14 protein-coding genes and 1 riboswitch are annotated in these 14,474 nt (G+C 64.4%); of the genes, 6 read left to right on the top strand and 8 right to left on the bottom strand.

What is annotated here, in order from left to right:
• Positions 1 to 38 precede the first annotated feature (38 nt).
• Positions 39 to 674 (top strand): YqgE/AlgH family protein, encoded by a 636-nt coding sequence (locus GJ654_RS02570; protein WP_425540370.1) that lies wholly within the window; start codon positions 39 to 41, stop codon positions 672 to 674.
• On the opposite strand, the gene GJ654_RS02565 is transcribed toward GJ654_RS02570, so the two are convergent.
• The 6 genes from GJ654_RS02565 to GJ654_RS02540 all read right to left on the bottom strand — a co-directional run bounded on the left by GJ654_RS02565 (position 675) and on the right by GJ654_RS02540 (position 8,915).
• Positions 675 to 3,560: an EAL domain-containing protein gene (locus GJ654_RS02565; RefSeq protein WP_264586093.1), complete on the bottom strand. Its 2,886-nt coding sequence runs from the start codon at positions 3,558 to 3,560 to the stop codon at positions 675 to 677.
• A 174-nt stretch (positions 3,561 to 3,734) separates the two neighbouring features.
• Positions 3,735 to 4,334, bottom strand: a complete 600-nt coding sequence (locus GJ654_RS02560) for a GNAT family N-acetyltransferase (protein WP_155444549.1) — start codon at positions 4,332 to 4,334, stop codon at positions 3,735 to 3,737.
• Between the two features lie 51 nt (positions 4,335 to 4,385).
• On the bottom strand, positions 4,386 to 5,648 hold the full coding sequence (locus GJ654_RS02555) for a M16 family metallopeptidase (RefSeq protein ID WP_155444548.1): 1,263 nt from the start codon (positions 5,646 to 5,648) through the stop codon (positions 4,386 to 4,388).
• Positions 5,638 to 7,053 carry a threonine synthase gene (gene thrC, locus GJ654_RS02550; protein ID WP_155444547.1) on the bottom strand — a complete coding sequence of 472 codons (1,416 nt, stop codon included), beginning with the start codon at positions 7,051 to 7,053 and terminating at the stop codon, positions 5,638 to 5,640. Before thrC ends, GJ654_RS02555 begins: the two co-directional genes overlap by 11 nt.
• Before the next feature lie 113 nt (positions 7,054 to 7,166).
• On the bottom strand, positions 7,167 to 8,375 hold the full coding sequence (locus tag GJ654_RS02545) for a patatin-like phospholipase family protein (protein WP_155444546.1): 1,209 nt from the start codon (positions 8,373 to 8,375) through the stop codon (positions 7,167 to 7,169).
• A gap of 66 nt (positions 8,376 to 8,441) precedes the next feature.
• The gene (locus GJ654_RS02540; protein WP_155444545.1) at positions 8,442 to 8,915 is read right to left on the bottom strand and encodes a DUF992 domain-containing protein; all 474 of its coding nucleotides are present in this window, start codon (positions 8,913 to 8,915) and stop codon (positions 8,442 to 8,444) included.
• A 412-nt stretch (positions 8,916 to 9,327) separates the two neighbouring features.
• Here GJ654_RS02540 and GJ654_RS02535 point away from each other — a divergent pair, with 412 nt between their 5' ends.
• The 4 genes from GJ654_RS02535 to GJ654_RS02520 all read left to right on the top strand — a co-directional run bounded on the left by GJ654_RS02535 (position 9,328) and on the right by GJ654_RS02520 (position 12,268).
• Positions 9,328 to 9,834, top strand: coding sequence for an invasion associated locus B family protein (locus GJ654_RS02535; protein WP_155444544.1), 507 nt, complete (start codon positions 9,328 to 9,330; stop codon positions 9,832 to 9,834).
• A 38-nt stretch (positions 9,835 to 9,872) separates the two neighbouring features.
• Positions 9,873 to 9,961, top strand: a riboswitch (glycine riboswitch).
• A 135-nt stretch (positions 9,962 to 10,096) separates the two neighbouring features.
• Positions 10,097 to 11,203 carry a glycine cleavage system aminomethyltransferase GcvT gene (gene gcvT / locus GJ654_RS02530; RefSeq protein ID WP_155444543.1) on the top strand — a complete coding sequence of 369 codons (1,107 nt, stop codon included), beginning with the start codon at positions 10,097 to 10,099 and terminating at the stop codon, positions 11,201 to 11,203.
• 7 nt (positions 11,204 to 11,210) lie between these two features.
• Positions 11,211 to 11,588: a glycine cleavage system protein GcvH gene (gene gcvH / locus GJ654_RS02525; protein ID WP_155444542.1), complete on the top strand. Its 378-nt coding sequence runs from the start codon at positions 11,211 to 11,213 to the stop codon at positions 11,586 to 11,588.
• Positions 11,585 to 12,268 (top strand): tRNA-uridine aminocarboxypropyltransferase, encoded by a 684-nt coding sequence (locus tag GJ654_RS02520; RefSeq protein WP_264586092.1) that lies wholly within the window; start codon positions 11,585 to 11,587, stop codon positions 12,266 to 12,268. The genes gcvH and GJ654_RS02520 overlap by 4 nt, the downstream gene beginning before the upstream one ends.
• Here the strand turns inward: GJ654_RS02520 and GJ654_RS02515 are convergent.
• Positions 12,248 to 12,676, bottom strand: coding sequence for a DUF2809 domain-containing protein (locus GJ654_RS02515; RefSeq protein ID WP_246664556.1), 429 nt, complete (start codon positions 12,674 to 12,676; stop codon positions 12,248 to 12,250). The genes GJ654_RS02520 and GJ654_RS02515 overlap by 21 nt on opposite strands.
• A 100-nt stretch (positions 12,677 to 12,776) precedes the next feature.
• Between GJ654_RS02515 and rlmN the strand changes: the two genes are divergently transcribed.
• On the top strand, positions 12,777 to 13,979 hold the full coding sequence (gene rlmN / locus GJ654_RS02510) for a 23S rRNA (adenine(2503)-C(2))-methyltransferase RlmN (RefSeq protein ID WP_196305414.1): 1,203 nt from the start codon (positions 12,777 to 12,779) through the stop codon (positions 13,977 to 13,979).
• Here rlmN and GJ654_RS02505 read toward each other — a convergent pair.
• The gene (locus GJ654_RS02505) at positions 13,976 to 14,419 is read right to left on the bottom strand and encodes an organic hydroperoxide resistance protein (protein WP_155444540.1); all 444 of its coding nucleotides are present in this window, start codon (positions 14,417 to 14,419) and stop codon (positions 13,976 to 13,978) included. The genes rlmN and GJ654_RS02505 overlap by 4 nt on opposite strands.
• Positions 14,420 to 14,474 lie beyond the last annotated feature (55 nt).

The raw sequence follows: 14,474 nt of genomic DNA, 5'->3' as shown, positions 1-14,474 counted from the left end.
GCATCAGGAACTGAGGTTCGCGGCTTTTGTGCAAAAGTCTGCGTCCTCACCGCGCGCCGCTCGATGGGAAGCATGACGTGACCGGTACGATTGGCAAAAAATTCCTGGACGGGCAATGCCTGGTGGCCATGCCGGCCCTGCAGGACCAATTCTTCGCCCGCGCCGTGGTCTATATCTGCGCTCACTCGGAAGAGGGCGCCATGGGGTTGATCCTGAATCATCCCTCGCCCGGCGTCAGTCTGCCGGAACTGCTGTTGCAGCTCAAGGTGGTCGACGCGCCCGGCCATGCAAAGCTCAGCCCCCATCTGGAGGTGATGCGGGTGCTCAACGGCGGTCCGGTCGAAACCACGCGCGGCTTCGTCCTGCACTCCGCCGACTATGACGGCGGCGAGTCGACGCTGGCCATCGACCGCGACGTCCACCTGACCGCGACGCTCGACATTTTGCGCGCCATGGCGATGAACGAAGGACCGCGCCAGGCGGTGCTGGCGCTGGGCTATGCCGGTTGGTCCGCGGGGCAATTGGAGAGCGAGATCTTGGCGAACAGCTGGATGGTCTGCCCGGCCGACCCGGCGCTGCTGTTCGACCAGGACCATGAGACCAAATATGAGCGGGCCTTGCACGCCATAGGGGTCGATCTCGGTTTTCTGTCGGAGCAGGCGGGGCACGCGTGATCACGCCACCGGCTCGGCCGCGGCGCCGACCAGCTTGCGCGCGTCCGAAGTCGTAAGAGGCTGGCCGAAGGCAAAGCCCTGCGCATATTCGCAGCCGATCTGCGAGAGTTCGATCACGTCGGATTCATTTTCGGCGCCCTCCGCGATCACTTCCATGCCGAAATCATGGGCGAGCGACACGATCGAGCGCAACATGGCCGCGCGGTCGCCGCCGCCCTCCTGGCGCACGAAAGCGCGGTCGATCTTGATGGAGTCGAAGGGGAAGCGCTGCAGATAGGCGAGCGAGGAATAGCCGGAGCCGAAATCGTCCAGCGACAGCCCCGCGCCGACGTCCTTCAACCGTCCCAGAAGCTGCGAGGTGAATTCAGGATTTTCCATCGCCAGGGTTTCGCTCATCTCCAGCCGGAACGAGCCGGGCGCGAGATGCGCGCGGGTCAGCACATTCTTCACGTCGGTGACGAGGTCGTTGCGCAGAAGCTGCCGCGACGAGACGTTGACGGTGACGAAAATGGGGGGATCGACCACCAGCGCCTTCTGCCAGGCGGCGAGTTCGCGCGCCGCGCGCTGCAGCACGAACAGGCTGAGATCGATGCTGAGGCCGGTGTCTTCCGCGAGCGGCAGGAAATCGCCCTGCTCGATCTTGCCAATGCGCGGGTGCTGCCAACGCAGCATCGTCTCGAAACCGGCGACGGTGCGGTCCTGCAGGCGCACCACCGGCAGGAACAACAGCTTGATCTCGTCGCGGTCGATGGCGCGGCGCAGTTCGCTCTCCAGCGCCTGCTGATTTGACGTCTGCGAGCGCATGGAGGGGCGGAAAACCTCGATGCGGCCGCCGCCGTCGCGTTTGGCGTAGCGCATGGCGATTTCGGCGTCCTTGAGCATGTCCTCGCGCTTGGGATGCCATTGCGGATCGTAAAGCGCGATGCCGATGGAGACGCTGAGGCCGATTTCCCGATTCGCAAATGTCACGGGGGTCGAGAGGGTGCGGCGGATGCGGTCGGCGAGGGCGACGATGGCCTCGGTCTGGTCCTGCGACACCAGGATGATGGCGAACAGGTCGTTGGAAATGCGCGCCAGCGTGTCGCGCGGCTGCAGGATGCGGCCAAGGCGGCGCGCCACAGTGAGCAGGATCGAATCGCCGGCGGAAACCCCGACCGAATCGTTGATCCGCTTGAACCGGTCGATGTCGATGCAAATCACCGTGGGGCGATGGGCCTCGTGGGTCTCGGCGAGCGTCAGCGACATGTCGAGGCGGTCGAAAAAGATTTCGCGGTTGGGCAGGCCCGTCAGATTGTCATGCACCGCGTCGTGCAGCAGCCGCTCCAGCGCGTTTTTCTGGTCGGTGACGTCGGCGAGCGTGCCGACGAGACGCACGACCTGTCCGTCCGGTCCGACCACGGGGCGGGCGCGCAGGCGGAACCAGAAATAATGGCCGTCGGCGGCGTGAAGTCGAAAATCCTGGGCGATGCGTCCGCGCCTCTGCTCGATCACCGTGTCGAGGCAGGCCCGGTAGCGGTCGCGCTCCTGGGGATGCAGGATGTTGATCCAGGATGAGGCCGGTCCCTCCAGTGCGCCGCGCGAAAGACCGAGATGCTCCTCGATTTCGGGGCTGACGTAGATCTGGTCGGAGACCACGTCCCAATCGAAAATGATCTCGTTGGCGCCGGTCAGGGCGAGCGCCTTGCGCTCGACGTCGGTTATGGCGCCATGGGCGACGCCGCCGGCGGCGAAGGCGCTCTGCATGATCGTAAAACCGATCAGCATCACCAGAAGCACGAGACCGCCGAGCAGGGCGGGGGAGGCGAGGTCGTTGTTGATCGAGCCGGTGACGGTAAAGCCCGCCGCCGCCACCCAGACCATGAGCAACAGCCAGGTCGGGATCAGCATCACCGCGCGCTCGATGCCGTGCGTGGCGAGATAAACCACGAGAATGAACCCGACGCCGGCAATGGTGGCCAGCGAAATGCGCGCGACGCCCGAGGCGACAGGCGCGTCATAGACGGCGAGCCCGGCCAGCGCCAGAAGGAAGACGATCCAGACCACCGCGAGTTGCGAGGCGCGGACGTGCCATCGGCTGAGATTGAGATAGGCGAACAGGAAGACCACCAGCGTGGCGGCGAGCACGGTTTCGGCGCCGGCGCGCCAGATGCGGTCGGCGTTGGCCTCGGTGCCGAAGATTTTCGACCAGAAACCGAAGTCGATGCTGACATAGGCCAGCACCGCCCAGGCCAGCGCCGCCGCCGCCGGGAAGATCACCGCGCCCTTGACGACGAAGACGATGGTGAGGAACAGGGCGAGCAGGCCGGCGATGCCGATGACGATGCCCTGATAGAGGGTGAGGCTGTTGGTCTTGTCCTTGTAGGACTCGGGCTCCCACAGGTAGAGCTGCGGCAGTTTCGGCGTCTTCAGCTCGGCGACATAGGTGACGGTGGCGCCGGGGTCCAGGGTCAGCTTGAACACATCGGCGTCGGAATTTTCCTGCTTTTCCGGCGCTTCGCCCTGTGAGGCGGTGATTTCGGTGATGCGCTCGGAGCCGAGGTCGGGCCAGATCACGCCGGAATTCACCATGCGGAAGTGCGGCGCGACGATCAGCCGCTCCATCTGCTCGTCGGTGTCGTTGGTCAGCGCGAACACGATCCACGAGGGACGCGCGCCCTGTTCGCGCGCATGCACCTCGATGCGGCGCACGATGCCGTCCGAGCCCGGCGCGGTCGAGACCTGGATGCGGTCGCCCTGGTTGGAATAGGTTTCGACCCAGCGCGTCAGGTCGATCGCCGAGGCGTCCGGCGGCACGCGGACGGATTCCACCGCTCCAGCCGGAAGCCCGATGGCCAGCCATGCGAAAATCGCCAGAAGAAGCGGGAGAACAAGACGGAACGGGCGCACGTGACCTTGAGCAGAAAGTTTACCGCGGAGAGGTTTAGCCGTTGGGCGACAAGGCGGAACGCCTGCGCCTTGTTCGTGTCGAATGTGTGTCTGCCTAGCCATAGAAGCGGCGAGGCCGCGCGTCCAGAGGCGTGGCGCGCATGCATGAGCTTTCAGCGCATTTTTGTTGGATTTTTAGGGGTCGGCGGCCCCCATGAACTCGCTTTCCAGCAATCCGAACAGCAGATGGTCCTGCCAAGCCCCGTCGATCAGCAGGTAGGCGCGCGCAAAACCCTCGTGCTGGAAGCCGAGCCGCTCCAGCAGGCGGCGGGAGCGCTCGTTGTGCGGCGCGCAGGCGGCTTCCACCCGATGCAGCCGCAAATCGACGAAGGCGTGGCGCAGCGCCGCCCTGACCCCCTTGGACATATACCCCTGTCCGGCGAAGGGCTCGCCCATCCAGTAGCCGAGCGTGCCGCATTGCGCGACGCCGCGCCGCACATTGCCGAGCGTCAGGCCGCCCAGCAGCGCGCTGTCGTCTTCGCGAAACAGCAGGAAAGCGTAAGCCTGATCGTCTTGCCGGTCGCGGTCCTGGCGCAGCAGCCGTCTTCGATAGCCGGCGCGGCTGAGATCGTCGGCGGGCCAGCGCGGCTCCCAAGGCTTCAGAAACGCCCGGCTGTCCGATCGCAGCGTGCGCCACTCCTCGAAATCGCGCTGCAATGCGGGGCGCAAATAAACCCCGTCGCCGGCAATGATCTGCTCGGCGGGTTTTTTGCGGGTAAGCGAGAAGAAACTCATGGCGGGCGGCGACGAAGGTTTTGGTCCACGGCGGGCGCGAACCACGCGAGTCTACACCCCTGCGAGGCGCGCGGCTATGTCCGCCGCAGAGACGGCTTTCTTCACCGCGCCCAAAATGGCGACCGTTGGCGGCGTGCGCAACAGCGATGCGCCGGCTTCGCGCACATTTTCGAGCGTCAGCGCGTCGATTTTCGCGATGACCTCGCTTGTGTCCAGGACGCGACCGAAAATCATGGTCTGCCGCGCGATCTGTTCCGCGCGCGAAGAAGAGTTTTCGAGTGCGGTGAGGAGCGCGACCTTGGTCTGCGCCTTGGCGCGGGCCATGTCGGTTTCGCCGAGATTCTTGGAAGCCTGCGCCAGCACGTCGACGCCAACGGAAATCAGTTCGCGCACGTCGCTCGCCTGGGCGCCGGCCTCGAATCCGAACAGGCCGGCGTCGAGGAAGGACCAGTGGAATGCGGAGACGCCATAGGCGAGGCCGCGCTTTTCCCGCACCTCCTGGAACAGCGGCGAGGCCATGCCGCCGCCGACCGCGTTCGCGAAAATATGCGCGGCGTAATTGCCGGGGTCGGAATAGGACAGGCCGGCAAAGCCGATGACGACCTGCGTCTGCTCCAGCCTTTTGGAGACCAGCGATTCGCCGCCGAGATAGCGGGCGGGGGTCAGTTCGGCGGGTTCGTGGCGCGGCAGGTCCTTGAACAGGGTTTCGGCCTGCGCGCAGATCGCGGCGTGATCGACCGCGCCCGCGGCGGCGATCACGCAATTCTGCGCGGTGTAGTGGCGGTCGAGATAGGTCTTGATCGCGTTGCGCGAAAACCCCTTCACCCCCTGCGCTACGCCAAGGATCGGGCGACCGATCGGCTGGTCCGGGAAGGCGGCGGCGTTGAACAGGTCAAACACCAGGTCTTCCGGCGAATCCTGCAGGGAGGCGATTTCCTGCAGGATCACCTGCTTTTCGCGTTCCAGTTCCTGCGGGTCGAACAGGCTTTGCGTGAGGATGTCGGCGAGCACATCCATCGCCAGCCCGCAGTCCTCGCGAAGAATCTTGGCGTAATAGGCGGTGTTTTCGACCGATGTGGCGGCGTTGAGGTCGCCGCCGACGTTTTCGATGGATTCGGCGATGGCGTGGGCGTCGCGGCGCGCCGTGCCCTTGAACGCCATGTGCTCAAGCAGATGCGACAGGCCATGCTCCGCCGCGCTCTCGTGGCGGGAGCCGGCGGCGAAATAGACGCCGAGCGACGCCGTCTCCAGACCCGGCATGGCGTCGGTGACGACGCGCAGGCCGCACGAAAGTTTTGTCGACTCAATCGCCATTGAGCGTCACGGCGCGGGCGCGCGATTTGATGAAGCTGGCGATTGTCTGCGCGTCGTTCGGCAGGACGTCGAATTTTTCCGGGCGGTCGAACAGGTCGGCGAGATGGGCCGGCAGCGGCGCGGACACGCCGATGGCCGCCTTGACCGCATCGGGGAATTTGGCGGGATGGGCGGTGCCCAGCGCCACCATCGGGGTTTTCGGATCGCGCGCGAGATTTTTCCGCGCGACATTGACCGCGACCGCCGTGTGGGGGTCGAGGATATATTGGCATTCCTTGTAGGTGCGGGCGATTTCCGCCGCCGTGTCGGCCTCGGAGGCGGAGTCGGCGGAGAAGTTTGCGCGGATGGCGGCCAGCGCGGGCGCGGGAATGTCGAAGGCGCCGGATTGCTCCAGGCTCGCCATCAGCGCGCGAATCACCGAGGCGTCACGGCCGACGGCGTCGAACAGCAGCCGCTCGAAATTGGAGGACACCTGAATGTCCATGGACGGCGACGAGGTGGCGTGGACGCCGCGCACTTCGTAACGCCCGGTCTCCAGCGCGCGCGCCAGAATGTCGTTGGAATTGGTGGCGACGATGAGTTTTTCGACCGGCAGCCCCATCTGCTGGGCCATGTAGCCCGCCAGAATATCGCCGAAATTGCCTGTCGGCACCGTGAACGACACGTTTCGGTTAGGCCCGCCCAAGACGGTGGCGGCGGTGAAATAATAGACCATCTGCGCCACGACGCGGGCGAAGTTGATGGAGTTGACGCCGGAAAGGCCGAGTTCTTCGCGCAGCGGCGCGTTGCGAAAAAAGGTTTTCAGGATCGCCTGGGCGTCATCAAAAGTGCCTTCCAGCGCGATGGCGTGGATGTTGGCGTCCGCCACCGTCGTCATCTGCTTGCGCTGCACGTCGGAGACGCGGCCGTGCGGATAGAGAATGAAGACATCGACCTGGTCGAGGCCCCGGAAAGCCTCTATTGCCGCGGCGCCGGTGTCGCCGGAGGTGGCGCCGACAATAGTGGCGCGACGCCCCTGCGCCTTCAAGGCCTTGTCCATGAGGCGGCCGAGCAGTTGCATGGCGACGTCCTTGAACGCCAGCGTCGGGCCGTGGAACAGCTCCAGCACAAACAGATTGTCGTCGATCTGCGCCAGCGGCGTCACCGCCTTGTGGCGGAAGGTCTTGTAGGCGCTCTCCAGCATGGTGCGGAATTCTTCCGGCGCCAGCACGCCGTCGAGAAAGGGCGAGATGACCGCCTGCGCCACGTCCACGTAGGATTTTCCAGCGAATCCGCGCAAAGCCTCGGCCGACAGGCGCGGCATGTTTTCCGGCACATAAAGCCCGCCGTCGGGGGCGAGGCCGGCGAGCAGGGCTTCGGTAAAGGTTTTCGTGGGCGCCTGTCCGCGCGTGGAGATATAGGTCAAGGGGTCCGTTCCGCTGGTTTCGGGCCTTTTAGCCCCTTGCGGGGCCGCTGTCATGCCCGCCCGATCGCGAAATTGATTCGCTCAATCGGGCAATGTCGCGGCTTGACGCCTTTTCAGCGGACCGCGGCTGCAAACCCCGGCGGCGCGTTCAGCCAGGGATAGCCTTTGACCGCCTTGTCGTAGCCGTAGCGGAACAGAGCCCGCATATAGGCGGTGTCGAAATCTTCCTTATGTTCGGCATGGAAGTCGGGGCCGATATAGGCGAGATTGAAGCTGGCGTTGGTGCGGCGCGTCTCCATGTAAATCCGATAGAAATCGCTGATGCCGCTGAAGTTGATCAGTGTCGAGACCGCTTTGCCGCCGACCGACAGGGTTTGCCGCTCCACATCGCTCCACTCGGTGGTCAGTCTCGAATTGCGGATGATATAGGCGGCGCTCTTGCGGCTGTGATGGCCCGCTTCGGCCTGCGCGATGCGCGGGTCGAGCGAGGGCGGAACGAGGAAGGCCTGGCTCGATGCGCCGCCGTCGACATGCATTTCCTGCCAGGCCTCGCCGCCCGCTTCGACGTTGAACATCACAGGCGGGAACGCCGCGGGAATCGAGGCGGACGCCAGCATGATGCGGCGGATCAGGTGCAGGGCGTCCGGCCCGCCGGACGTGGCGATCGCGCCGATGTTCCAGACCACGGGATAGCCGGCGTCGAGATCGGTGGTCTGGATCAGCAGAATACGGCCCTTGCCGTATTCTTCGGCGATCCGCGCCATCATGCGCTCATTGACATATTTGGAGATGGTCGCAAACAGCGGCGCTGTGTCGGACAATGCGTCTTCGGCGAGCGCCGCGGTGACGATGAACCTCCTGGTGAAGATCTGCGCCGGGCCGGTGTTGGTGTAAACGTCGGTGAGCTCGTCGTCGAAATCGGAGCCGAGGAAGGCGAAGGGCGCGATCAGGGAGCCGGTGCTCACGCCGGTCACGAGCTTGAAGGTCGGGCGGTCGCCATGCGCCGTCCAGCCGACCATCACGCCCGCCCCGAAGGCGCCGCCGTCGCCGCCGCCCGACAGGGAAAGCAGATGAGCTTTGGGGAGTTCGCCGCCCGGGGCGACACCGAGATATCTGCTCTCGCGGATGAGCGCGCGTCGTTGCTCTTCCATCATCGGACCCGGCTGGTCCGGGAAGAAGCGGGCATTGGGTATGCCGAGCACGCTCGTTTGCCGCCGCAGATCGGGCGGAACCGCGGCTTTGCGCTCAAGCGTGGCGCAGCTCGCCAGGGCCAGGGCGAACAGCACGAGCAAAGGCTTCGGCGACGGCCACGATATCTTCATCCTGAACAGCCTTTGCGCTCCTCGCCGCCGATGTGCGGCCAAACCTCTTGCCGCCGCAGTCTTGCGTCAGGGCGCCGCGACCAGCGTCACGGTGGTCACGCCCGCCGCGACATTGACGCCGATCTGTCCTTCGACCGACACCGGCTGAAGCGAGAAGGCCCGGCCTGTTCCGCCGACGAGGACATTCGCGCCCAGTCCGACGCCGGCGGTCGCTTCCGCCCCCACGCCCGCGTAAGTTCCCGCAAGCGCGCCGCGCGGCAGGCCGGTGTTCGGCGCCAGCACGGCCCAGATGAGATGTCCGGCCGCCACCCCGCCAAGGGCCACCCCATATTCGTCGATGCGCCCGGTGTAGGCTTCGCCGGGTCCGCCGTTCGCAGGCTTGAACACGCAGCGCAGCGTCTGCTTTTGCGTCAGGATGAGCCCGACGCCGGCGGAGACGTCACAGGACAAGGCGCCGACGACAGTCGATTGCGCCGCGGCCGGAAGCGCGCCGCAGATGCAGGCGAGCGCCAGGGACGAAACAAAAAACTTCTTCGCCATCATCTTACTCTCCAAGCCGATTGATAGCTCATCAAAGTTAAAAAATAGAAGCGACGGGACGCCCGCTGGACCATCTCGCCCATCATCGGTGAGTACACCAAAATAGTAAGGTCCGGCAAGGGCGAGAGAGTTGCTGAAACAGTGTTCGCAACCGTACTTTTGGCAGAGTAATGCCGACTGTTGATGCGCCTGGACGTCACCGAACTGCAATGTGCGGCCTTAACGCCGCCCCAACCGGCCTGATGTTCCGGCGACGAGAGCTTGCCGATGCGGCGGCGAGACGAGAACACGCGTTTCTCGCTTGCGGCGCGGGACCGGCGCCGAAAACTTGACAGGCTCCGTCCGTTTGATAGGCCTGTCCCGCCTGAAGGCGGCTCCTTTCGCTGCGCCGCCCAAGAACTCAGGAGTTTTCATGGCGCGCGAATCGATTCTCCGGGCAGGTCTCATTGCTCTCGGCCTGCTGTTCGGGCTTGTCGCCCCAGCCGCCGCTCAAGGCGTCGCCAAAGGAAAATTCGGCGATTGGGAATTGCGCTGCGAAACGCCGCCCGGCGCCTCGAAGGAGCAATGCGCGCTGATGCAGAGCGTCGCCGCCGACGACAAGCCCAATGTCAATCTCGTGGTCATCGTGCTCAAGACCGCCGACGGCAAGAGCCGGCTGCTGCGCGTGATCGCGCCGCTCGGCGTGCTGCTTCCCTCCGGCCTCGGCCTGAAAGTCGACCAGACCGACATCGGCCGCGCCGGTTTCGTCCGCTGCCTGCCCTCCGGCTGCGTCGCCGAAGTGGTGATGGACGACAAGCTTCTGGAGCAGCTGCGCGGCGGAACCACCGGCACCTTCATCATCTTTCAGACGCCGGAAGAGGGCATTGGCATCCCGCTCGCGCTCACCGGTTTTAAAGACGGCTTTGAAAAGCTGCCTTGACTTTCACCGGCATCGCGGGCCTTTTGGTTGACGTCAGATAAACCTCCGCGGAAGAGTCCGGCGAAAGCCGGCGCCGAAGGCGCAACCGCCCCGGAAACGCTCAGGCCCAAAGGACCGCGTGAGGCATGACGCTCTGGAAAGAGGCGGCTTTGGCCGCCCACCGAAGAGGGTAACCCGGCAATAGCTGGGGAAATCTTTCAGGTTGCGAGACAGAGGGGGCGAAACGCGGATTTTTTGTCCGCGAATCGCCTAGGATGTCCGCATGAACGCTTTGCCCGCACCGACCCCCCTCCACGCCCTGCACCTCGGCCTTGGCGGCCGCATGGTTCCCTTCGCCGGCTACGACCTGCCGGTGAACTATCCCGCCGGCATCATCGCCGAACACAATTGGACCCGCGAAAACGCCGGCCTGTTCGACGTTTCGCATATGGGCCAGGCTTTTCTCATCGGCCCTGGCGCCGCGGCGGCGCTTGAAACCCTGCTGCCCGGCGACCTCCTGGGACTTCCCGCGCGAAAAATCCGCTACAGCCAGTTCACCAACGCCGACGGCGGCATTCTCGACGACCTCATGGTGACCAAACTGAGCGAGGCGGGCGACAGGCTTTTCCTGATCGTCAACGCCGCCTGCAAGGCCCAGGATTTCGCCCATATCCAGAAAAACCTGCCGGACCTCGATCTCGACATCGCCACGCACCGCGCGCTGCTTGCGCTGCAAGGCCCGAAAGCCGCCGTTGCGCTGGAGCGCCATGTCCACGGCGTTTCCGCGCTAAAATTCATGGAGCAGCAGGATTTCGTCTGGCGCGGCGAAATCCTCTTCATCAGCCGCTCCGGCTATACCGGCGAGGATGGTTTCGAAATCTCGGTCCCGGCCGACTACGCCAGCGACCTCGCCGAAACCCTCTTGGCGGAAGAGGAGGTGAAGGCGGTCGGCCTCGGCGCCCGCGATTCGCTGCGGCTCGAAGCCGGGCTGTGCCTCTACGGCCACGACATCGACACCACCACCAGCCCGATCGAAGCGGGGCTGAACTGGTCGATTTCAAAACGCCGCCGCGCGGAAGGCGGCTTTCCCGGCGCCGACCGCATCCGCTGGGAGCTCAGCGACGGGCTTAAGCGTCTGCGCGTCGGCCTGATTCTCGACGGCAAGGCCCCCGCGCGCGAGGGCGCCGAAATCGCCGACGCGTCCGGCGAAATCGTCGGGCGCGTGACCTCCGGCGGTTTTTCGCCCAGCCTGGGAAAACCCATCGCCATGGGCTATGTGCCACCGCGCTTCGCCGCTCCTGGAACCCCGCTATCCCTGATCGTGCGCGGCAAACCGCTGAGCGCGAAAGTCGTCGCCTTCCCCTTCGTTCCCAACCGCTATCACCGCTGAGGTTTTGATGAGCAAGATCCTCTTCACCAAGGACCACGAGTACATTGTCGTCGACGGCGATATCGGCGCTGTCGGCATCACGGATTACGCCCAAGGACAGCTCGGCGATGTCGTCTTCGTCGAGCTCCCGGTGGTCGGCAGGCAGACCAAGCCGGGCGAACAGGCCGGCGTCGTCGAGAGCGTCAAGGCCGCCAGCGACGTGTTTGCGCCCATTTCCGGCGAAGTGGTCGAGGTCAATCCCGCGCTGGAGGAGAATCCCGCGCTGGTCAACGAGGACGCCCAGGGAAAAGGGTGGTTTTACAAGGTGAAAATCGCCGATCCCGCCGAACTCGAAAAACTGTTGGACGAAGCCGCCTACAAGGCGCTGCTGGATTCGCAGGCGTGACCGACGAGGCCCCCGCCTGCCCGCATTGCGGAAAACCCGAATTCTTGTGCGTTTGCGCGCAAGTCGAGCCGCTGAAAACCCGCACCGGTCTGTTGATCCTGCAACACCCGCAAGAGCAGGACCGGCTGCTCGGCACCGCCGGTCTGACGCGGCGGGCGCTGGAAAATTCCGTGCTGAAAGTCGGACTGTCTTGGCCAAGTCTATCGAAAGCCCTGGGGCGCGACGCCGACCCCAGCCAATGGGCGATCCTGCATCTGGGCGCGTCGCGCGCCGCCGATCTGCCGCGCGATCGGGAATTGGTGGCGCTCGACAAGAAGGGGGCCGCGCTGCCGGATCAGGACAAGGCGCTCGGGGGCCTGAAGGGCGTTGTGGTGTTCGACGGCTCGTGGAGCCAGGCGAAAACCCTGTGGTGGCGCAATCCCTGGGTGCTCAAGGCCAAACGCCTTGCGCTGAATCCGCGCAAGAAATCGCTGTACGGCGCTTTGCGCCGGGAGCCGCGCCGCGAAGCCCTTTCAACTCTGGAGGCCGCCGCGCTGGCTTTGAGCCGGCTCGATGGCAAGCCGGACATCGAGACGGTTTTGTTGCAAAAATTCACGCTGATGCTCGACGTTTTTCGCGCGGCGCAGGCTCAGGGGCTTGTTTCGACGGACGGGAAAAAATCAGCGCCGCCGGCCGCCTGATTTCTTTTTCGCAGCGGCTGGGCCAGCTCCAAAAAGCCGGTCCAGCCCATAGGCGCCCGCGAGACCCGCGCCATACGCCAAAAAATTCCAGGGCGAAAACATTTTTCCGAGCATCCAGACGCCAGCCGTGGTCAGGCGGAATACGTCGAGCGCCGGCGTGTGCACGAGTTTTGTAAACTCGATCAGCGTGCAGACGAGCACGGCGATGTACAAAACCTGTTCGCGGGGGCGGGCGCGAAACAGCAGCCCGAAAAAGAAGAAATACATGGCCGCCCACAGCGCCGACCCGCCGAATTTTACCCAGAAGGCGGGCACGCCGTATTTGGGGCCATAGGCGCGCAGCAAAAAACCGGCGGCGATGACGAGGGCGAGCGCGAGCGTGCGTTTGAGCGGAAGCGAGAGGGTCATGCCCCGTTCCTGAGCCATGGCGCTGAGTCGCGCAAGGCTTTTGGCTCACGGGGATTCGTGGTAGAAGCGCCAAAATTTTCCTCGAAATGAAGGATTCCGCATGACGCGGACCGCCGAGGCCATGCCGCAGGGCTTGGCCGCTCTCGACGTTACAAAACCCTCGCTGACGGGGCTGACCCGCGCCGGGCTCGCCGAGTCCCTGCGCGCCATCGGAACGCCGGATCGCGAAATCCGCATGCGCGTGTCCCAGCTCTGGCATTGGATTTATTTCCACGGGGTGCGCGAATTCGACGCCATGCTCAACGTGTCCAAGGTGATGCGCGCCAAATTGGCCGAGCATTTTACGCTGACGCGGCCCGATGTGGTGGAAGAGCAGGTTTCTTCCGACGGCACGCGCAAATGGCTGATCCGCATGCCGCCTGTGGACAAGCTGGACAAGGGCGCGGAAGTGGAATGCGTCTACATTCCCGAAAGCGACCGCGGCACGCTGTGCGTTTCCAGCCAGGTCGGCTGCACGCTCAACTGCACATTTTGCCATACTGGCACCCAAAAACTGGTGCGCAACCTCACCACCCAAGAGATTGTCTCGCAGCTGATCGTGGCGCGGGAGCGCCTGGGCGATTTTTCCGGCCTTTCGCGCCCGGATGACGGCGGTCTGATTCCCTCCGGCGAGGGCGTGCGCGCCGTGTCGAACATCGTGTTCATGGGCATGGGCGAGCCGCTCTACAATTTTGAAAATGTCCGCGACGCCGTCGAAATCTTGTCCGATGGCGATGGCCTGTCGCTGTCCAAACGCCGCATCACCGTCTCGACCTCCGGCGTTGTGCCGGAAATCGGCCGGCTCGGCGAAGAGGCGGGCGCGGCGTTGGCGATTTCGCTGCACGCCGTGCGCGACGACCTGCGCGACAAGCTGGTGCCGCTCAACAAAAAATATCCGATCAAGGAGCTGTTGCAGGCCTGCCGCGACTATCCCGGCGCCTCCAACGCGCGCCGCATCACGTTTGAGTATGTGATGCTCAAGGGGGTCAACGACACGCCATCGGAAGCGCGCGAACTGGTGCGGCTGCTCAAGGGCATCCCGGCCAAGATCAATCTAATCCCCTTCAATCCCTGGCCCGGCGCGCCCTACGAGTGCTCGGACTGGGAGACAATCGAAAAGTTTTCCGACATCGTTTTCAACGCCGGCTACGCCAGCCCCGTCCGCACCCCCCGGGGCCGCGACATCCTCGCCGCCTGCGGGCAGCTGAAGAGCGAAACCGAAAAGTTACGCGCAAGGGCGAGGCTGGCGGCGGAAATGGATTAGGCGCCGACCACCTCCAGCTCAAACGGAATGTTACCGCGCGTCGCGTGGCTGTAGGGGCAAACCTTTTCGTGCGCCTCATCGACGATCTGGCGCAACTGGTCGGTCGGCACGCTTTTCGACTCCACCTTCATTTTGACCGCGATGCCAAAACCGCCGCCATCGCGGGGACCGACATCGACTTTGCACGTCACCTTGGCGTCCGGGATTTTCACCTTGTGCTGCGACGCCACGAAATCCACGGCGCCGCCAAAGCATGCCGCATAGCCGGCGGCAAACAAATGTTCGGGCGTGGTCGTGCCCTCCTTGCCCGGCCCCCCCATGCCTTTGCGCACGCTGAGATCGACCGAGACGGATTTGTCGTCGGTTTCGGAATGACCGTTGCGACCGCCCGTGTTGACGGCGGTGGCGGATTCCAACGTCTTTATGTTTGAAGCGGTCATGGTTTCCTCCGGCTTGGACTACGCGGACAACGCTAAACCGCGCTTCGGGTTTCCT

The sequence above is a fragment of the Rhodoblastus acidophilus genome (assembly GCF_009720655.1).
Taxonomy (GTDB): domain Bacteria; phylum Pseudomonadota; class Alphaproteobacteria; order Rhizobiales; family Beijerinckiaceae; genus Rhodoblastus; species Rhodoblastus acidophilus_A.
Note: the sequence above shows the minus strand (reverse complement) of the source record. Positions and strands in the feature narration are given on the sequence as shown.

Coding starts and splice junctions, on each gene's coding strand:
- GJ654_RS02560 (WP_155444549.1), bottom strand. CDS start 4,334: ATGAGTTTCTTCTCGCTTACCCGCAAAAAACCCGCCGAGCAGATCATT.
- GJ654_RS02555 (WP_155444548.1), bottom strand. CDS start 5,648: ATGGCGATTGAGTCGACAAAACTTTCGTGCGGCCTGCGCGTCGTCACC.
- GJ654_RS02545 (WP_155444546.1), bottom strand. CDS start 8,375: ATGAAGATATCGTGGCCGTCGCCGAAGCCTTTGCTCGTGCTGTTCGCC.
- GJ654_RS02540 (WP_155444545.1), bottom strand. CDS start 8,915: ATGGCGAAGAAGTTTTTTGTTTCGTCCCTGGCGCTCGCCTGCATCTGC.
- GJ654_RS02535 (WP_155444544.1), top strand. CDS start 9,328: ATGGCGCGCGAATCGATTCTCCGGGCAGGTCTCATTGCTCTCGGCCTG.
- gcvT (WP_155444543.1), top strand. CDS start 10,097: ATGAACGCTTTGCCCGCACCGACCCCCCTCCACGCCCTGCACCTCGGC.
- gcvH (WP_155444542.1), top strand. CDS start 11,211: ATGAGCAAGATCCTCTTCACCAAGGACCACGAGTACATTGTCGTCGAC.
- GJ654_RS02515 (WP_246664556.1), bottom strand. CDS start 12,676: ATGACCCTCTCGCTTCCGCTCAAACGCACGCTCGCGCTCGCCCTCGTC.
- rlmN (WP_196305414.1), top strand. CDS start 12,777: ATGACGCGGACCGCCGAGGCCATGCCGCAGGGCTTGGCCGCTCTCGAC.
- GJ654_RS02505 (WP_155444540.1), bottom strand. CDS start 14,419: ATGACCGCTTCAAACATAAAGACGTTGGAATCCGCCACCGCCGTCAAC.